General features: G+C 59.3%; 16 protein-coding genes and 1 tRNA gene. 7 read left to right on the forward strand and 10 right to left on the reverse strand.

Annotated elements, in window-relative coordinates; translation table 11 throughout:
• Positions 1–4: 4 nt before the first annotated feature.
• Entirely contained in the window at positions 5–2,398 is a 2,394-nt protein-coding gene (locus NTW95_02940; protein MCX6556377.1) for a hypothetical protein, read from the reverse strand.
• Between the two features lie 232 nt (positions 2,399–2,630).
• On the reverse strand, positions 2,631–3,530 hold the full coding sequence (locus tag NTW95_02945; GenBank protein MCX6556378.1) for a phosphatase PAP2 family protein: 900 nt from the start codon (positions 3,528–3,530) through the stop codon (positions 2,631–2,633).
• 135 nt (positions 3,531–3,665) lie between these two features.
• Between NTW95_02945 and NTW95_02950 the strand changes: the two genes are divergently transcribed.
• The 4 genes from NTW95_02950 to NTW95_02965 all read left to right on the forward strand — a co-directional run bounded on the left by NTW95_02950 (position 3,666) and on the right by NTW95_02965 (position 7,141).
• Positions 3,666–3,750, forward strand: a tRNA-Leu gene (locus tag NTW95_02950).
• Between the two features lie 192 nt (positions 3,751–3,942).
• A complete protein-coding gene (gene purN, locus NTW95_02955) occupies positions 3,943–4,557 on the forward strand; it encodes a phosphoribosylglycinamide formyltransferase (GenBank protein MCX6556379.1) in 615 nt (204 codons plus the stop codon).
• Complete coding sequence (locus NTW95_02960) at positions 4,554–5,108, forward strand: hypothetical protein (GenBank protein MCX6556380.1); 555 nt, start codon at positions 4,554–4,556, stop codon at positions 5,106–5,108. The genes purN and NTW95_02960 overlap by 4 nt, the downstream gene beginning before the upstream one ends.
• A complete protein-coding gene (locus NTW95_02965; GenBank protein MCX6556381.1) occupies positions 5,105–7,141 on the forward strand; it encodes an ATP-dependent DNA helicase RecG in 2,037 nt (678 codons plus the stop codon). Before NTW95_02960 ends, NTW95_02965 begins: the two co-directional genes overlap by 4 nt.
• Here the strand turns inward: NTW95_02965 and lpxB are convergent.
• The 7 genes from lpxB to NTW95_03000 all read right to left on the reverse strand — a co-directional run bounded on the left by lpxB (position 7,134) and on the right by NTW95_03000 (position 12,998).
• The gene (gene lpxB, locus NTW95_02970; protein ID MCX6556382.1) at positions 7,134–8,297 is read right to left on the reverse strand and encodes a lipid-A-disaccharide synthase; all 1,164 of its coding nucleotides are present in this window, start codon (positions 8,295–8,297) and stop codon (positions 7,134–7,136) included. The two genes, NTW95_02965 and lpxB, sit on opposite strands and share 8 nt — an antisense overlap.
• Complete coding sequence (locus NTW95_02975) at positions 8,294–8,872, reverse strand: hypothetical protein (protein MCX6556383.1); 579 nt, start codon at positions 8,870–8,872, stop codon at positions 8,294–8,296. Before NTW95_02975 ends, lpxB begins: the two co-directional genes overlap by 4 nt.
• On the reverse strand, positions 8,859–9,251 hold the full coding sequence (locus NTW95_02980) for a type II secretion system protein (protein MCX6556384.1): 393 nt from the start codon (positions 9,249–9,251) through the stop codon (positions 8,859–8,861). Before NTW95_02980 ends, NTW95_02975 begins: the two co-directional genes overlap by 14 nt.
• A gap of 43 nt (positions 9,252–9,294) precedes the next feature.
• Positions 9,295–10,011: a 23S rRNA (guanosine(2251)-2'-O)-methyltransferase RlmB gene (gene rlmB / locus NTW95_02985; protein MCX6556385.1), complete on the reverse strand. Its 717-nt coding sequence runs from the start codon at positions 10,009–10,011 to the stop codon at positions 9,295–9,297.
• The gene (locus NTW95_02990; GenBank protein ID MCX6556386.1) at positions 10,011–10,406 is read right to left on the reverse strand and encodes an SUMF1/EgtB/PvdO family nonheme iron enzyme; all 396 of its coding nucleotides are present in this window, start codon (positions 10,404–10,406) and stop codon (positions 10,011–10,013) included. Before NTW95_02990 ends, rlmB begins: the two co-directional genes overlap by 1 nt.
• Positions 10,319–11,884, reverse strand: coding sequence for a bifunctional serine/threonine-protein kinase/formylglycine-generating enzyme family protein (locus NTW95_02995; protein ID MCX6556387.1), 1,566 nt, complete (start codon positions 11,882–11,884; stop codon positions 10,319–10,321). Before NTW95_02995 ends, NTW95_02990 begins: the two co-directional genes overlap by 88 nt.
• Before the next feature lie 214 nt (positions 11,885–12,098).
• Positions 12,099–12,998 (reverse strand): FHA domain-containing protein, encoded by a 900-nt coding sequence (locus tag NTW95_03000; GenBank protein ID MCX6556388.1) that lies wholly within the window; start codon positions 12,996–12,998, stop codon positions 12,099–12,101.
• A gap of 140 nt (positions 12,999–13,138) precedes the next feature.
• On the opposite strand from NTW95_03000, the gene NTW95_03005 reads away from it, so the two are divergent.
• The gene (locus tag NTW95_03005) at positions 13,139–13,426 is read left to right on the forward strand and encodes a hypothetical protein (protein MCX6556389.1); all 288 of its coding nucleotides are present in this window, start codon (positions 13,139–13,141) and stop codon (positions 13,424–13,426) included.
• Positions 13,427–13,467: 41 nt separating this feature from the next.
• Complete coding sequence (locus NTW95_03010) at positions 13,468–14,400, forward strand: sensor domain-containing diguanylate cyclase (protein ID MCX6556390.1); 933 nt, start codon at positions 13,468–13,470, stop codon at positions 14,398–14,400.
• 46 nt (positions 14,401–14,446) lie between these two features.
• Here NTW95_03010 and NTW95_03015 read toward each other — a convergent pair whose 3' ends face one another.
• Complete coding sequence (locus NTW95_03015; protein MCX6556391.1) at positions 14,447–17,845, reverse strand: PAS domain S-box protein; 3,399 nt, start codon at positions 17,843–17,845, stop codon at positions 14,447–14,449.
• Between the two features lie 202 nt (positions 17,846–18,047).
• Between NTW95_03015 and NTW95_03020 the strand changes: the two genes are divergently transcribed.
• Positions 18,048–18,311, forward strand: a 264-nt coding sequence (locus tag NTW95_03020) for a hypothetical protein (GenBank protein MCX6556392.1), incomplete at its 3' end; no start/stop codon positions are given.

Genomic DNA, 18,311 nt, shown 5'->3' on the forward strand with positions numbered 1-18,311 from the left:
CGGCCTACCATTCGAAGCTCACGCCCAGCCGCAGGCTGCGCGGCAGTTGCAGCTCGTTGGCCAGGCGCCGCGATTCATCCGCAAAAACGTTCTCCGACAGTTCAAGGCCGAAATCCAGGAGGTTGAACAAACCGAGTTCCAGCCGGCCTTTCGTGCCGAACAGCGCGAACTCGTGGCTGAGCTTGAAATTGAAATCCCAGATGCAATCCTCCCTGGGACCGCCTTTGCGGCCGGCCTCGTCCTCGGCCTTGATGGTCTGGTAGGTGATGACCCATTGGCCGTTCCTTTTAAAGGCGTTGAAGAAGGCGAAGGGGTCGCCGTCGCGGTACTTGATGCTGGCGCTCAAAAACAGGCGCTTCGACAGGTGGGTGCCGAAAAAAACCTTGCCGACGAACGCTCGGTCCCCGTCGACGCGGCCGTAGCCGTTGATCCAGGAATTCGGGAAAGCCTGGCTTTCGGAGATGATGCCGATATCGTTGGCGGTCGGGCCGTTGCCGAAGGCGGTGGTGCCCATGCCGATATGGGCCAGGAAGGAAAACGAAAAAAACCAGCGCCCCGGCTTCTGGCCCTGGAATTGGACGAGGAACTGGGCGTAAAAAGGGTCCTTGGCAAAGGCGCTGTTGCTTAAGCGGAAGGCCTGGAAGGGGCGATCGAAAAAATAATAGCCCTGGCCGGAAACGTCTTCGTAATGGCCGTACGTGTCGGCGAAGCAGACCCACAGGGGCTGGCGGATCTTTTTATAGAGCCCCTTGATGTGCAGGGTGAAGCGGTTCGACAGCCGGGTGGTCAGCTGCAGCAGGAGGCGCTCCCGGTGCGGCACACGCAGGTCAGGGGAGAGAAAGTGGCTGGAACCGCCGCTTTGCCCGTAAAGAGAGCCTTTCTCCTCTTCCTGGAAAAGGCCGTCGTGGTTGTTGTCCTGCCAGGTATAAATATAGGCGTCCGGCCGCTGGTCTTCCAGGAAATCATTGACGTTGGCGCGCAGTTCGTAGGGCAGCACCCCGTAGGCCAGTGATAGTCGGGTGCCTTTACCGAGGTTCCAGGTAATTCCGGCTTCGGCGCCGGGCTGGAAAAATTGGCAATCGTTGCGCCCCGTCTGAAATCGGAGCTGCTGATAGAGAAAAAACAGGCGGGCGTTGAAGGTGACTTTCTCGGCCGCGGCCAGGCTCAACAGCGCTCCGCCCGTCCCCAGCAGCCTTTGGTTGCGGTAGGCGGAGCCTCCCTGCCACTGGACGACCTGGTAGGGCTGGCCGGCGAAATAGATGGCATTGCTTGACCCGCTGCGCTCGGTCGCGGCCAGGAACACGGCCGTGCCGTTCAGGTAGGGCTCAAGCACCGCCTTTTTCCCCAGCGCCGTGAACGCGACCGTCCGCTCGAGAGCCACGGCCAGGGTGGTTGCCTGGAACTCGCCCCACTTCTCGAACGGCCAGAACCCCTGCCCGTCGATATCCCGCAGGTCCTTGCCGGCGTCCAGGACGGCCGGAGCCCGCTTCTCCCCTTCCAATTGCCAGGAAACCTTAAGGTTGAACGGCCGGCCCTGCCAGGCGAGCCCGGCAAACCAGCTCTTCTTGTCCAGGGCATAGGTCTCCTGCTCGTAGCGGCCTTCCTCGGCCAGGAACCGGTCGCGCCGGCTGCTGTTGGCGGCCAGATAGCAATCGAGCGTTCCCCGGGCGTAGGTTCGTTGCCAGCGGGAGAGGAACTGCAGCAGCCGGCCGTCTTCTTCGAACTGGGCGTCACGGATGTTGAAATCGTTGAAGCGGCGGTCGAGGTTGAAGTAACTAAACGCCAGCGAAAAAGCGCTCAGCGGCGTTTTCGTTTCCAGGCAGTAATCAAGCGCCTCATTGGCGGAAATTTTCCGGCGGCTGCTGTACAGGTCCTCGGCGCGCAGGCTGGGATGGTTGCCGATGGCCAGCTTGCCCAGCGCCGTGTAGCCGCCCATGTCGGGAAAAACGGTGGAGACCATCAGCCGCGAACCAGAGGCTGCCGGCGCCCGTGGGTTGAAATGAAACCCGTAGTCGCGGTGCTGCGGAGTTTCGCCCTGCAAGGCCATGGAGCCGATGGCCAGGAGAGGCAGCTGGAAGGCCGGGGCGCCGTCGTCCAGGGCCGAGTTGATCGGGAAGCCGGCGAAAAACCAGTTGAACTGGGTGAAAGAATCGCCTTCGAAATAGACCTTGGCCGGATCCAGCTGGGCGAAACCGTAGCTTTCCTCGAGCAGGAAAGTGGCGTCCGGGGCAAGGTTTTCGATGAAATTGGGGTAAAAATAACCGCCCGGGAGCCGTTCCATGAGGAAATCGTCGATGATGAAGACACTGTTGTCATCGGCCTCTTGGGCGCTTAACGCCAAACACGGCGAGAAGAATATCAGGAGGCAGAGAATGACGTGGGTGCAGCGGGATTTCATTTTAAAAATATACCATTAAATCGACTGTTCGTAAACCAAAAAAAACTCACACCCACCCCTCTCTTTTTATAAGAGAGGGGGCTTGTAAGCAACTAAAAACAAATTATGCAATAATTCAAAAAATGAATAAAGGAATCACTAGAGGGGCTGGGGCAGCACAAATCATCCACCTATCCTGGTGGATATGGTTTGTCTGTCCCGAAGGGAGATGAGTTTCTTCAGAGAATACCTTTTATTCGAACTGGTAACTCAGCGACAATCCCATTTCGTTCGGCGTGACGGCGGGGACGATTTGCAAATGCCGGTTATAATTGCGGACGACCATCTTGCCGATGGCGTAGCCGAGAACGGCGCCGATAAAAACGTCGGAAAACCAGTGCGCGTCCTCGGTCAGGCGCGAAAGGCCGACCGCCGTGGCCAGGCCGTAGCAGGTCAGCGACACCCACAAGCGGTCCTTGTAATTTTCGGCGATCACCGTGGCCAGCCCCCAGGCCGAGATGGTGTGCCCGGAAGGGAAGGAATCGTAGCGGGCGAAAAAGCCTTCGCTGTAGCGGTTAAAAAAAACTCCCGGGCCGAACCAGTAATCCTGGCCAGCCTCCACCGATGGCCGCTGCCGCCCGGCCAGGTGCTTGAGGACCTGCACCATGAAGCCGGTATGCAGCAATGTTTCCAGGGCCATCAGCCCCGTATCCCTGGCTTTTTTATCCTTGCAGACCAGGCCGCTGAGCACAAAGAGCCCGGCGATGCCGCAATCGACTCCCCATTCGCCCAACAAGGTAGCCTTGGGACTGACTGAATCCACCCAGGAATTCCGCTTCTGAAAGTTTTTGAAACCCTGGTAGATCCCTTCATCGTTGGCGATCATGATCCCGGTCCCGGCCAGGATCCCGGCGAAGAGCAGCGACGATTTCAAGTCGAGGTTGAAAGGAGCTGTCCATATCTCGGCCTCGTTTTTGAAGAACCTGGAAACGACGGTTTCCTTTTTCTCGCTGGGCGCGGGAGCCGCCGGAGGGTCGGCGGCCATCCCCCATAGAAGCTGGCCGGACAAACAGCACAAAACCAACAGGGCCGAAAAAAAATTCTTTCTGCGCAGCAAAATCAATTCTCCGGAAAAGAACTGGATGGATTTCAACGAATAATTATTTTACACCATCGGGAGCCGGAAGTAAACTTCCGTAGGGGCAAAAAATTTTTCGCCCCCACTTCTAAAATCAGCCCGGACGGCTTGACAAAAAGACGATTTTGCCTTATAAAGATAAGCACATATGCCGAAGTGGTGGAATTGGTAGACACGCCAGTTTCAGGTACTGGTGGGCATTACGCCTGCGGGGGTTCGAGTCCCCCCTTCGGCACATCCTCCTTCCCGAAGATGAAGAAGCAAAGACGTTCGGCGTTGGGAGTTCGGAGTGAAGATTAAGAAAAATAAGAGTTAAGGCAAAGATGGGAAAAAATCAATTTGATATTTTTATGATTCTGAAAAGATTTGCTCTTAACTCCAGCCTCTTTTCTGCCTACGCCCAACTCCGAACGCTGAACTCCAAACGATGAACAAAGGCAGAGTGGCAGTTCTCTTATCCGGAAGGGGCAGCAACTTCACCGCCATGGTCCGGGATTCGCGGCGGGCCGGCGCCAATTTTTCGATCCGCCTGGTCATCAGCGACCAGCAAAACGCGCCCGGCTTGCGCAAAGCCGCCGCCTCCGGTATTCCCAACTATTGCCTGGCGCGGGAAAATTTTTCCGACCGCGAGGCGCACGAACGGGCCATCTGCGCCCTGCTGGAACAGGAGGGGATCGAGCTGGTCTGCCTGGCCGGCTACATGCGCCTGGTCGGGCCGGTGCTGCTGGATAAATTTTCCGGGCGCATCATGAACATCCATCCTTCGCTGCTGCCCGCCTGCCCCGGCCTGCACGCCCAGCGCCAAGCCCTGCGCCTCGGCCTCAGAGTCAGCGGCTGCACGGTTCATTTCGTCGATGCCGGCCTGGACAGCGGGCCGATCATCGTGCAGCAGGCGGTTCGCGTCCGCGAGGACGACAGCGAGGAAACGCTCAGCCGGAGGATCCTGCGCCAGGAGCATCGCCTGTTTCCGCGCGCCATCCGGCTCTTTTTCGCCGGCCGCTTGCAAATCCGGGGTCGAACGGTTATCATCATGGGCGCATGAAGGTAAAAACGTTTTTTTGCTTGCTTCTGGTCCTGGCGGCAAGCGCCGTCGCGGCCGATTTCAGCCTGGAACAAGGCAAAAAAATCGAGCAATTCCTAGAGCGCATCGCCAGCCGCCGCCAGCTGTCGCTTTTCCTGAAAAAAACGGCTTTCAACGAAAGCGAATTGAACTCCTACCTGAACCTTTTCTATGTTAAAAAATATGCCCCGGAAATCCAATCCATCGAACTGCGCCTGCGCGACAAGGACGAGGTCAGCGGCGCGCTCAAGGTCAAGCTGGACGGGGCGAAGTACGCCGCCGTTCCCGAGTTCCTGCGCGACATCGACGTCAGCTTCCAAGGGAAATTCGAATGCAGCAACTACCACATGCGCTTCGTCTTCCGGGACCTGGTGATCAACGGCAGCCATTATTCCCCCGACGTCCTCGATGAAGCGTTCAACGCCGCCCAGATCAATGCCAAGACCAAGAAGTCCCTTTTCGACTGGTTCACCCTGCTGCCCGGCCTGAAAAAAGTCCAGAGCGCCGAAAAGACCATCTTTTTTTACTATTGAGCGTCTCCCTCTTTACCCCGGTTGAAAAGATCAAGGGCATCGGTCCGAGCTATGGCCGCATCCTGGCCCGGCGCGGCATCGCCTGCGCCGGCGACCTGCTGCTGCTTTTCCCGGAAAGCTATATCGATTTTTCCCGGGTGACGGAGCAACCCGTGGCCGACGAGGAAAGGCTCTACCCGGTCGCGCTTGACAGCGTCCACTTGGGCCGGAATTTCAAAAAAAGGATTTCGCTGCTCACGGTCAAGGGGAAAATCGCCACGCTGCCGGTCCGGCTGGTCTTTTTCAACCAGCCCTACCTGCTGCCGACGCTGGCGCGCAAAAAACGGATCTACGCCTATGGGCGGATCGAAACGCGCGCCGGCGTGTGGCAGATGGTCAATCCGCAATTGGCCCCGGAAAATCGGCTCGGGCAGGTCGTTCCCCGCTACCGGCCGCTGGCAACCCTGAAAGGGGGAAATTTGCGCAAGCTGATCGCCTGGGTGCTGGCCGAGTGGCGGGAAGAGCGGGAAACGCTGCCGCAGACGATCCTGCGCCGGCACGATTTTCCCGGCCTGGCCCACGCCCTGCGCACGATCCATCAGCCGCGGGCCTCGGATTTGAGCGCCGTCGAAAAAATGAAGGCGCGCTTCATCTACAGCGAATTCCTGGCGTTCCAGCTGGAGCTGCAGTTCATCCGCGCTTTTTTCCGCGGCCGCCGCCGCCTCCACCGCTACCGCTTCAGCAACGATATCCGCCTGGCCATTGACCGCCGGCTGCCCTTCACCCTCAGCGCCGAGCAGGTCAGCGCCTTCAGCGAGATCGTCAACGACCTGGGCGCGCCGCACACCATGCAGCGCCTGCTGCAGGGGGAAGTGGGCAGCGGCAAGACCATCGTGGCCTTCCTGGCCCTGCTGCTGGCCAGGGAGAACGGGTATCAGGGTGCCTTCCTGGCCCCGACCGAACTTCTGGCCGGCCAGCACTTCAGGAACGCCCAGGCTTTTTTTGCCGTCGACGACATCGCCCTGCTGACCGGAGACTGCCCGGCCGGCCAAAAAAAGGAAATTCAAAAACGCCTGCGCAGCGGTGAAATCTCCCTGGTCTTCGGCACCCATGCCCTGATCAATGAGGCGATCGCCTTCCGCAACCTGTCCATGGTGGTCATCGACGAGCAGCACCGCTTCGGCGTGGCCCAGCGTGCCGCCCTGTTTTTCAAGAGCCGCTCCGCCGACCTGCTGGTGACCACGGCCACCCCCATTCCCCGCACCATGCGGCTGGCCCTCTACAACGACGTGGCGGTTTCCACTCTGAAAAAGCCCCTGGCCGGCCGCCGACCGGTCATCACCCGCGTCATCGCCGCCGCCGGCCGCCAGGAATTCTACCGGCAGCTGCGCCGCGAACTGGACCGGGGCGGCAGGGGCTATGTCATCATGCCGCTGATCGACAAATCGGAGGGAGTCCCGGAGCTGCGCTCCCTGCAGGAGGAAACGGCCGTTTTCAAGGAACTATGGCCCGATATTCCCCTGGCCGCCATTTCCGGGAAAACCAAGCCCGAGCAAAAAGAGCGGATCCTGCGCCAGTTCAGGCAGGGGCGCATCCGTCTGCTGCTGGCCACCACCGTGGTTGAGGTGGGGATCGATGTGCCGGAAGCGACCTTCATGGTCATCGAGAACGCCGACCGGTATGGTTTGTCGCAGCTGCACCAATTGCGCGGCCGCGTCGGCCGGGGGACGGAGCAATCGTATTGTTATCTGCTCGCTTCGTCCCAGCCCACAGAAAACGGAAAACTGCGCCTGCAGGCCATCGCGGCCACCGACGACGGCTTCCGCATCGCCGAGCTGGACATGCGCCTGCGTGGGGGAGGCGTGATCGCTGGCCTGGAGCAGGCCGGCGAACTCGACTTCAAGCTGGGGGATATCAAAAAGGACTACCCGCTTTTCAAGGCGGCGCAAAACGACGCCCGGCTGCTGCTGCAAAACCCCGCCTGGCAAAACGACGAGGTCAGGAATTCCCTGTCGGCACTGGGTGCGAAAATCAAGAGCCTCAGTTTCAGCTGAGCCTGGGCCGCGGAGTTCCGCTTTCCTTATCGGCCAGGTCGGCGCTGATCTGCTGCTGGATGATCATTGCCGGTTTTTGTTGCTGGCGCAGGCTTTCCCTTATGGCAGCGAAAGCGGCGGTCATGTTTCCCCGCCAGGCGCTGTCAACGAGTATTTTTCTCATTTCCAGGGCGATCAGCGGGGCGCGGCAATCCTTCTGGATCAGCTCGGCCACCACCCGTTTTCCGGCCAGGATATTGACGATGGAATAGAGGGGAATCTTGAGAAAACGTTTCCCGAGCAGGTAGGTCAGGCGGTTGACCCGGTAGATGGCCACGAAGGGGACGCCGAGCAGGGCCGCTTCCAGATTGGACGTGCCGCAGGTGCTGATGACCACGTCGGCGGCATTGAGCAGGTTAAAACCCTGGTCCTGGTCCAGCAAGCGGATCTGCTCATCGCTGCGGGCGGCGGCCAGGGAGGAGTCGGCGATGTCATGCGCCTTCTGCAGGAATACCTTCAGCTTGAATTCCTCCCGCAGCAGGCGCAGCGCGGCCAGCATTTCCGGCAGCAGCGACCTGACCTCCGATTCCCGGCTGCCCGGCAACAAGGCCAGCAGGACCTCGTCGGCGCCCACGCCCATGCGCCGGCGGAACTGCTGGCGCGATTCGTTCACGCGCACGGCATCGAGCAGCGGGTGGCCGGTATAGGTGAAGGTTATCTTTTCCTTCTGATAGATGGCTTTCTCAAAGGGAAAAATGATGAACAAACGGGTCACCCAGCGACGGATCTGCTCGACCCGGCTGTAGCGCCAGGCCCAGACGGTCGGGCTGATGTAATAGTAAACCGGGATGCCGGCCCGGTGCAGGCGCCGCGCCAGGCGCAGGTTGAAATCGGGGTAGTCGATCAACAGGGCGGCGGCGGTCCGGCGCTGCAGCGCCTGTTGGAACAGCAATTTCATGGCCCGCCTGATCTTGAGCAAGTGGGCCGCCACCTCGATGATGCCCACCACCGACAGGCTGCGGTTGGGCACCACGATTTCCACGCCGGCGCGCTGCAGCCGTTCGCCGCCTACGCCCCAGAAATGGAACTCGCCGCGGTCGGCGGCGAACTCGCGTACGACCTGCAGGGCGTAGGTTTCGGCGGAATTTTCGGCCGCCACCAGCAGGATGTTTTTCATGGCCGGCCTTCGTACTGCAGCTCGGGCATATCCTCGTTCTCCTTGCCGCCGAGGTAGAAGGCCCATTCGTTGTACTTTGTCTTGCCGCGATATTCGCGGAAACCCGTTTCCGGAGAACTGGAACAGACCCCGACCAGCACGGCCCGGCCGAGGTACGCTTTGGCCTGGCCAGCCGGGACGACCAGCAGCTTGGCCCTTGCCCCGGAATTGTCCTGGAACACCAGGTCCCAGCGGCCGTCGGCAGCGAACGGATCCTTGTACAGCTGGCGCAGGAATTTCTCCAGGTGCAGGATTTCCAGATTCTGCGCGTACAGGTTGTTGTGGTTTTTCAGGTAAAGGCCGATGGCGGCCACGTACTGGCGGCCGCGAAAAAGCAGCTCCTCCTCGGTTTCGCGCTGCATGGTCGTCTGCCACAGCGGTACGGCCATGAGCATGAAGACGGTCAGCACCGAGATGGCGATTATCAGTACGATGATGGCGTAACCCCCGTTCCGGGGAGGGCCGGAAGGCCTCCCGCCGTGGCGGCCGCCCAGGCACACCGGCCGCGTCTGCCCGGTCCGGTTACCAGTCCGCATAAACCGTACCATCCAGCGCTTTGGCATGGGAGAGACTTTTGACGTCGATGACGCCGTTGAGAACCTCGGGGTCGAACTCCTCCCCCTCCAGCGGTTCAGCCATGATGATCTGCCACTGTGGGCTACGGCTCACGGGGTCATAGGGAATCTCGCGCAGATAACGGCCAGACACCAGGCCGCTCAGCCCGGCCGGGTATTTCTTTTTATCGACATAATACTTGTTGATGGCATCGCGGATCTGGAAAAGGTTTTCCTTCAGGACGGCCTCCTTGGCCCGCAGCACCGCATACTTGTACTGCGGGATCAGGATCATCACCAGGATGCCAATCAAGCTAACCACGATCAGCATCTCGATCAGAGTAAAACCTTTTTTGCCCATGAATGCATTATAGCAAAAATCCGCTAAAATTGCTCGATGGACGCTAGCGATTTTTTTGCCGCCAGGCCTCGTAGAGGATGATGGCCGCGGCGGCGGAGACATTCAGGGATTCCACCGCCGGGGCGTGGGGAATAGCCAGCAGTTGGTCGGCTTTTTTCTTCAGCAGCGGCGATACCCCTTTGCCTTCATTGCCGAAGATCAGCGCCGTTTTGCCCTTGAAGTCAAAATCTTCGAAACGGGTATCGGCGCGCTGGTCGGTGGCAGCCACCCAGAAGCCGGATTTTTTCAATATCTCAATATCCATCGCCAGGTTGCGCGACTGGACGAGGCGCACCTTGCCCATGGCCCCGGCCGAGGTTTTCCAGACCGTCTCGTTGACCGGAGCGGAATTGCGGATGGTAATCAACACGGCGTCGCTGGCCACGGCCGCGGCGCTGCGGATGATGGCGCCCAGATTGCCCGTATCCTCGATGCCGTCGAGAATGACGATGAGCCCGGTTTTCAGGTCGGCCAGCACGGCCTCGAGGCTGAAAAATCGCACCGGCGCGATTTCGGCGTACACGCCCTGGTTCTTGCCCCCGGCCTTGCGATCGACGGCCTCGGCCGGCACGAATTGGAAAACAGTTCCGCGCTCGCGGCACATGCGGACCAGCGCGGCGATCTTCGCGTCATGGCGCGAGCGGCTGATCAAGACCTTGTTGACCGGCAGATCGTCCCGCAGGGCTTCAATCAGCGCGTTCAGGGAGGAAACGCCGGGCACTAGCGGTTGTCCATGGCGACGCGAAAGCCAACCACGTTCAAGCGCTGGTCCGGCCGCTCATTGCTGCGGTTGGCCGAGCGGATCAGATCGGGGCCGTTTTTCCAGGAACCACCCCGGACCACGCGACTGCTGCCGCTGATCGGGCCGCGCGGATCCCGGTTGGGAGACGTTTGAAAATACTGGACGCTGTACCAGTCGGCGATCCATTCCCAGACATTGCCGGCCATGTCCATGATGCCGTAATGGGATTCCCCGGCCGGAAACGAACCGACCGGGGCGCTGAAGGGAAAACCGTCGCCGGCGCCCTTCATGTTGACGTTTTTGCTCGTCGGCGCGTCGCTGCCCCAGGGATACTTGGAGCGGGCCGCCTTTTCCCATTCGGCTTCGCTGGGCAAGCGGATATTGCGCAGCGTCTTTTGCGAAAGCCATTGACAGTAGTTTTTCCCAGCCAGAAATCCGGAATGAACACCTTGTGGGCAGGGTGCTCGTCCTCGTTGCCCTGGCCGCTGGGAGAGCCGATGACGAAGTCCCCGGCCGGGATGAGCACCATCACGGTGCGATTGAAAAAAACCTGCTCGACAAAACCCTTGGCATTGCGCACGGCGCCGACCGCCGGCGGGCCCGGTTTGGACTCCGTCTTCTCGGCCGGGGCCGGCAGCGCAGCCGGAGTCGGCGTTGCGCTGGGCGGGGCGGCGGGCAGCTGTTTTTTCATCCCGGCCGCGGGCAGTGGTCCGGCCTGAGGCCCGGTTTCCGGCCCCCCCCCTTTGGCGGCGGTGGAGTCGACGCCCTTGGCGGCGCCGGTATCAACGGCGCCGGCAGGCAGCGGCGGCGCGGGTGTGTAGCCGCCGCCGGGCGGCGCACTGCTTTTGCGGCCATTCAGCCAGATGACCCCGAAGATGATCCCCAAAACAACGATCATCACCACCAGCACGGCAAACAGGGGGTTCTTGGCCTTCACGGCGGCCGGGGCCACCATCCCCGGACCGTCGAGCAGCTGTGTTTCCTGTTTTTTGCCGTGGTTTTCGTTGACGGTGTCGGCCCGGCCGGAGCTCAGCGAGCATTTTTTCAGATCGTCAAGCAGCTCGCGACAGGTCTGATAGCGGGCATCGGCGTCGCGGGCCAGCGCCTTTCTGACCACGCCGTCCAGCTCGGCGGGCAGTTGCTTGTTGAATTCGCTGATCGGGCGCAATTCGGCATGCATGATCTTGTAGATGACCGTGGTGATGCTCTCGCCTTCAAAGGGATTGCACTGGGTCAGCAATTCGTAGAGGATGGCCCCCAGCGAGAAAATATCGGCCCGGTTGTCGACTTTTTTCCCCGAGATCTGCTCCGGAGACATGTAGCGCGGCGTGCCCATGAGCATCCCGGTCTGGGTCATGGTGGAAGCGGTGGTGCGGGCAATGCCGAAATCGACGATCGTCACCTTGTGGTTGGCGTCGACCAGGATATTGGCCGGCTTGATGTCGCGATGCACGATGCCCTTTTTGTGGGCATAGTCCAGGGCGGCGGCGATCTGGCTGAACAACTGCACGATCTCGTCCAGGGAGAATTTCTTGTTCTGCTTCAGCAGGTCTTCCAGGCTGCGGCCGTCGACATATTCCATGGCGATATAGATCAGCCCCTCATCCTCGCCGACATCGTAGATGGTGACGATATTGGGGTGGGACAGGTTGCCCACCGACTGGGCTTCGCGCAGGAAACGCTTCAGCGCCTCCTCCTTGCCGGCGGTCCCCTGCAGGATGTCCAGGCGGATGGTCTTGATGGCCACGGTGCGGCCGATGAACGGGTCCTGGGCGCGGTACAGCACGCCCATACCGCCCCTGGCGATTTCACCGCTGATCGTATACTTGCCTATCTTCTTCATGTTCGTCATGCGGATAAATTCTAATGCAAGTGGCTATGAAAAGCAAACATTACCAACACTAGATAGGTTTCGCAGTGCCCGAAGGGCAACGAAACCTATAGTGTTGGTATATTTCAAATCATCCCGAACCGTCAGGTGAGGGATAGATTTGTATATCCCCTTCGGGGATAGTCAAACTAGTTGGTTTCAGAGGCTGCCAGGGCTTTCTGAAACCAAAGTTTGACTAAAGCTGCTTGAAGCGCAGGGCGGTTTTACCCATTTCGATCGACTCGCCGCCTTTCAGGAAAACGGGCTGGCTGGCGATGATGCCGTTCACCTTGGTCGGGTTCTTGGCGCTTTCGTTGACGATGAAATACCGCCCGGTGATCGGATCGAAGTTCAGCGCGGCCTGCTCCTTGGAAACGGTGTTGTCGGTCAGGATGATGTCGTTGAGCCGCGTGCCGGGACGGCCGATGAGGCTGACATTTTTTTTGATGTTGAAAACCAGGCCTTTGTCGTTCCCCTGTTCCACCAGCAATTCGGCGTTGGGGTTCAGCAGCAGCTGGGTCTCCCCGCCCTGGGGCACCGGCGGAGGAACGGTGATTGTCGGTTGGATCCCTTCATTCTTGCGGTTTTCAGGACGGGCTTCCGGCTTTGACCCGGCATCGGACTTGGATGGCGCCGGGGCCATTTTTTTGGGCTTGAGCAGCAGGAAGACGAAGATGACAATCAGGATCACCAGTGCGGCTCCAAGGCCAATGAGCAGATTGCGAGTGGCGGCGGAAAATTCAGAGGCATCCGTCCTTTCGGATTCCTTGATGACCGGCACGTTGGCCCGGTCGGTGACCGGCAGCAGCAGCCCGGTGACGCGGAAGGCCCGGCCGACGGGCGGCAGGTCCTTGGTGCGGACGGTGATCGTGTTGGGGCAGCTGTCGTCAAGGAGCGTGTAGGTGCCGCGGGTAGTGCCGACCGGGTCGGCGCTGACGTTCTGCACCTCGCCGACCACGGTAACCTGCATATTCCAATAGCGGGCGGGATTGATCAGGATATCATTGATCAAATCTTCCTTGGCCTGGGCGCCGCTGCTCAGGGCCAGGGCCATGAATAACAAGCCGATGCCGGCGTGAAAGATGCTTTTCTTCATTTTTCCTCCTCGGGCAGAGTGAAAAAATTATAGCAAAGAAGTTTTTTTATGCAATCTGCAAAAAAAACCACTCCTATTGATTTTGTGAAAAAATTGTCTTATATATACCTTGAAAAGCCATCCCGGGCAGGGAGCCGCTCATGAAAAACACCATTGACCCGCTATTGATTTACGATGTCTTCAACCGCTTCGGGTTTCCGATCATGCGCATCGATCAGTTTGACCGCGGCAATTTCGCCAAGATCAGGGCCGAGCTAAAATACGAGCGGTTGAGCGTCGACTGCTTATTGGAGATCACCACCCGGCTCAAATCGATGGAAAAAACTGAAAACATGGAGATCCAGGTCATCAATATCGACATGATCCATAAAACCATCCGCTTGAATATCATGACCAAGGAGGACGAAAACACCGTCCAGCTGCCCTAGGCCGGGAAAAATATCGCGGGCGGCAAGAGCGGAACTTGCCCATGAAAGCGAAACAGGAAACGAGCGCCCCCTTGGCGGCGAACGGCCGGATGCTGATGCGCTTGCTTGAAGAGGTGGACGAGGGCGTCTACTTCACCGACCCACAGCGGCGGATCACCTTCTGGAACAAGGCGGCCGAACGGATCAGCGGCTACTCGCGCCGCGAGGTCGTGGGCACCCCATGCTCGGCCAATCTTCTGATCCACGTCGACCGCCGCGGCCGCGAACTCTGCTGCGGCGCCTGCCCGCTGGCCAACACCATGCGGGATCGCAAGCACCGCCGGGCCGATATCTTTCTGCATCACCGCGACGGGCACCGCGTCCCGGTGCATGTGCGCGTATTCCCGCTGCTGGGCGATAACGGCGAGGTGACCGGGGGAGCCGAGTTGTTCTCGGACCTGTCCGAAAAACCGGTGCTGGAGGCTCGCCTGCAGCAACTGGAAAAGATGGTCATGATCGACCGTCTGACCGGAGTGGCCAATCGCCGCTCCAGCGAGTCGTTCCTGCAAGCCCGGCTGGAGGAGTTCAGGAGGTTCCGCTGGCCGCTGGGGGTCATCTTCTTCGATATCGACGACTTCAAGAAGCTGAACGACCGCCATTCCCACCGCGTCGGCGACATCGCCTTGCGCATGGTGGCCCGCACGCTGCAGCACAACATCCGCAGCGTCGACCAGGTCGGACGCTGGGGCGGCGAGGAATTCCTCGTCACCGTGCGCAACACCGACCGCGGTAATCTGCGCCTGATCGCCGAGAAGCTACGGATGCTGGTCGGGAAATCGGTCTCCTGGGAAAACGGAAATCCCGTTTCGCTCACCCTGTCGGGCGGGGCAACGCTGGCCCGCGCCGGCGATACCGCCGTCACCCTGGTCGAACGCGCCGACCTGCTGATGTACCAGAGCAAGAAAAGCGGCAAGAATACGATCAGTTTCAGATGATATTTCCGCCGCGCCCGGGCCGGCTCCCAGCCGGCACGTGCTCAGGTCAGGCGTCCAGGACCTCGCGCACCTTCTCGAGCAATTTGGCTGGATGCAAAGGCTTTAAAAGCAAGTGCACGCCCGGGTCCGCGATGCCTTTGCTGGCGATAATGTCATTGGTATATCCGCTGATGAACAAAGTCCTGACGTCCGGTTTCATTTTTAAAATTCCGGCCCTGGTTTCCTGGCCGTTGATCTTGGGCATGATCAAGTCGCAGACAAGCAGATCGATCCGGTCGCGCTGCGCTGCAAATATGGCCAAGGCCTCGATCCCGTCCGCGGCTTCCAGTACCGTGTAGCCGAATTCCTCAAGCACCGAGCGGGTGGCATGGCGGACGGCCGCATCGTCTTCGACCAGCAGGATGGTTTCATCGCCGCGGGGAATTTTTTGTTTCTTTTTGCGCTTGCTCGTGCGAACGGCCAGCGGGTTCAGGGGCAGGTAAAGATGAAAAGCGGTGCTCCGCTCCGCTTCGCTTTCAATCCTGATGAAGCCGCGATGGTTCTTGATGATGCCGTAGACGATGGCCAGCCCCAACCCGGTCCCCTTGCCGACTTCCTTGGTCGTGAAGAAGGGTTCGAACAGATGGCTCCGGATCTCGCTGTTCATTCCGGTCCCGGTGTCGGATACCGAGATCACCGCATAGGCGCCCATGGGAATCTCTCCGCGCTCATCGTGCACGACCGCGGAGCGGGTGGCGATGGTCAGCCGGCCGCCGTTGGGCATGGCATCCCGAGAATTGGTCGCCAGGTTCATCAGCACCTGCTCGATCTGGCGGATGTCGGCGTCGACCACCAGGGTTTCGCCGGCCAGCTCGAGCCTGAAATCGATGTCTTCGCCGATCAGGCGCGTCAGCACCTTGTGAAATCCGGAAATCGCTTCATTGACATCGACCGGTTGCAGCTCGATTGCCTGCTTGCGGCTAAAGGCCAGCAGGCTGTGGGTCAGGCTGGCGGCCCGTTCGGTCGAAGCCAGGATGCGCTCCAGGTAATCCGTCACCTTCTTGTCCAGGCCGGGCAGCATTTGCAGCAGCGACGCATAACCGACGATGGAGGAAAGGATGTTGTTGAAATCATGGGCGACGCCGCCGGCCAGAATGCCGACCGCTTCCATTTTTTGCGCCTGGCGCAACTGTTCTTCCAGCAGGTTGTGTGCGGTGATATCGCGGACGATCGCCAGCAAATAAAAACCGGAACCCAATTCGAAGCGGTTCAGGCTGACTTCGGCCATGAACGGGGTATCATCGGCCTTGCAATGCTGCCATTCGAAGGTTTGCGGAGTTCCCGAATAGGCGGCGGTGATCTTTTCCAGGGCTTTCTCCCGCGAATTCCTGCCGTCGGGTTGCAAAGGAGGGGAAAACTTGTCCGGAGAAACCCCGATGATCTGCTCGCGCCGGCAGCCGAACATCTCCATGGTTTTGGAATTGCAGTCAAAAAAGAGGTTGTCTTTCATGACGAAGATGGAATCGCTGGCGCTCTCGAAGAGCGTGCGGTAACGGTACTCGCTCTCCTTCAACGATTCCTCCGCCTGTTTGAGTTCGGTGATGTCCAGGAGCGAACCGACCGACGCCGGATTGCCCTTGTAAGAAATGCCCTGGCCCCAGACCATGGCGTCGAACATCGAGCCGTCCTTGCGCAGGGCCTTGATCTCGTAAGGCATGCCGCGCACCCCATTTTGCCGTTTCAGCAGGATCTGGCGGACCGTTTCCCGGTACTCGGGCGCGACCAGCGCGTCGGGCGGGCTGATCGAGTCGATCATCTCTTCGGCCTCATATCCATGCAGCCTGGCCATCTCCGGATTGACGAACTTGAAGCGCATGTCCTGGATGACATAGATTCCGATCGGCGCGACGTTCATGGTCTGGCGGTATTTCTCTTCGCTCTCGCGCAGCGCCTCCTCGGCCTGCTTGCGGTCGCTGATGTCCAGAAACGCCCCGACCAATCCGCCCATCTGGCCATCCGCATTAAAAAAAACGTCTTTAGCATAAATCACCGGCCGCATCCGGCCATGTTTGTCCTTGACCTGGTATTCATAAACCTGATGTTTCCGTTCCCTCATTAATTCGATGTCTTTTTGGTGATAGGTATCGGCGAGTTCGCTTGGCCAGATTTCGTGAACTGTTTTCCCAAAAATCTCCTCCGAAGTCACTCCCATGATCTCGCTGAAAGCATCGTTGCAACCGGTGTACTTCCCGTTCTTATCCTTGAAGAAAACCGCCACCGGGAGGGCCCGCAGCAGGGAAGAGATGAACTGGTTGCTCGCCAGCAGCGCTTCTTCCGCCCGCTTGCGCTCGGTGATGTCCAGGGCGGTAAACGTGACCCCGATCGATTGATCCAGCGCATCGATCGGCGTGGAGCTCAACAGCACGTCGATAATGCGGCCATCCTTGCGCTGCCAGCGTGTTTCCACCGTTCCCGTGCCCCAATCGGCGATCTGCCGGTACTTTTCCCTGCCCACAAACTCGAAATCGGCATCGCTGGGGTAAAGAATCCGCGCGCTCTTGCCGATCAGCTCCTCCTGCGTGCGGCCGGTCATCTCGCAGATCTGACTGTTGACCATGGTCAAGACCCGGTCGCGCACCACGCCGATCCCGATCGGCGCGACGCGGAAAATGCTGCTGAGCATATTTTCACGCATCTGCAGCCCGATTTCGGCCTGCTTGCGGTCGCTGATATCGATCAGGCTGCCCTGCAGCGCAACCGGGATCCCGTCTTCCACGATGCGCCGCGTCATGGTCAGCGCCGGGAAGTGGCTGCCGTCCTTGCGCCTGACTTCATATTCATGATAGGAAACTTCCTCGCCGGAAGTGATGCGCTGCAGATTCTCCTTCAATCTTTGCCGTTCCCAGTCCGGTACGACTTGCATCATGTTGAGGCCGGCCCTTATTTCGTCTTCATCATATCTGAACCACTTCAGGCCCGTTTGGTTGACGAAGGTGAGGCGGCCGCGCAAATCGGCTTCGAAAACGCAGAAAGGCAGGGAATTGACCATTTCGCGGTGCTTTTGCTCGCTTCTGGCCAGGGCGCTGTCGGCCTGCCGCCTTTCCCGCAGTTGCCGTTTGGCCTCCTCAAGGGACTCGCGGATCGAGCGGCTGGCCAGGTTCTGCAGCAAGATCACAATCACCAGGAACAGGGTATTGATCAGCCAGAAGCGCAAGGGATCGGACGACCGGGCCGGAGACGTCATGGCGATGAACAAGGTGGCGGCGCTGCACAACCCGGCGGCGGCTATCCCCCGCCACTTTCCCAGCAGCATACCGGCAATGAAAACAACGATAAAATAAGTCACCGATAGGACAAATGCCTGGACGATCAAGAAAATCTGCTTGGCCGCTTGGGTTTTATCCTGATCGCTTAAAACCGGGGGAGTAAAGAGCCTTTGTCCAAGCCTGGATAATAGTTCCTTCATCGTAATGATCATAAAATAAATAAAATTAAAATTCAACGCTTTAATCAAAAATCATCCCCGGCCATTTTTTTGCAATTCGGGTTGTTTTTCTTTATAATGGGTGCACCCTAGAATCGCAGGCCGCCAGCGGCCAGCATAAGCGAGGCACGAAGCAAATGAACCGTCAACGGCACGCTGTCTTTGCCCGCCCGGGAACAGGCTCATGAATCCATCCATTGCCCAATCCTGGTTGGACCTGTTGGAAAACATCGACCTGGGCATCATCGCATTTGCCGTCGCAGAAAAGCGGATTGCGTTTCAAAACCGGGCCATGAAAAACTTCATCCCCGCTCTCGGCGACGATTTTTCGCAGCTCGAGAAATTTTTCCCTGTCGACCGCGAACTCATCGCCGCCGGCAGGCACAGCCAGCACAAGCTGACGCTGGCCGACAAAACCATCGGCTTCACCGTCTACCCGGAGGCCAAC

The organism is Candidatus Aminicenantes bacterium (assembly GCA_026393795.1).
In the GTDB taxonomy this organism is placed as follows: Bacteria; Acidobacteriota; Aminicenantia; order UBA2199; family UBA2199; genus UBA2199.

Coding starts and splice junctions, on each gene's coding strand:
- NTW95_02940 (MCX6556377.1), bottom strand. CDS start 2,398: ATGAAATCCCGCTGCACCCACGTCATTCTCTGCCTCCTGATATTCTTC.
- purN (MCX6556379.1), top strand. CDS start 3,943: ATGAACAAAGGCAGAGTGGCAGTTCTCTTATCCGGAAGGGGCAGCAAC.
- NTW95_02960 (MCX6556380.1), top strand. CDS start 4,554: ATGAAGGTAAAAACGTTTTTTTGCTTGCTTCTGGTCCTGGCGGCAAGC.
- lpxB (MCX6556382.1), bottom strand. CDS start 8,297: ATGAAAAACATCCTGCTGGTGGCGGCCGAAAATTCCGCCGAAACCTAC.
- NTW95_02975 (MCX6556383.1), bottom strand. CDS start 8,872: ATGCGGACTGGTAACCGGACCGGGCAGACGCGGCCGGTGTGCCTGGGC.
- NTW95_02980 (MCX6556384.1), bottom strand. CDS start 9,251: ATGGGCAAAAAAGGTTTTACTCTGATCGAGATGCTGATCGTGGTTAGC.
- NTW95_02995 (MCX6556387.1), bottom strand. CDS start 11,884: ATGACGAACATGAAGAAGATAGGCAAGTATACGATCAGCGGTGAAATC.
- NTW95_03000 (MCX6556388.1), bottom strand. CDS start 12,998: ATGAAGAAAAGCATCTTTCACGCCGGCATCGGCTTGTTATTCATGGCC.
- NTW95_03005 (MCX6556389.1), top strand. CDS start 13,139: ATGAAAAACACCATTGACCCGCTATTGATTTACGATGTCTTCAACCGC.
- NTW95_03010 (MCX6556390.1), top strand. CDS start 13,468: ATGAAAGCGAAACAGGAAACGAGCGCCCCCTTGGCGGCGAACGGCCGG.
- NTW95_03015 (MCX6556391.1), bottom strand. CDS start 17,845: ATGAAGGAACTATTATCCAGGCTTGGACAAAGGCTCTTTACTCCCCCG.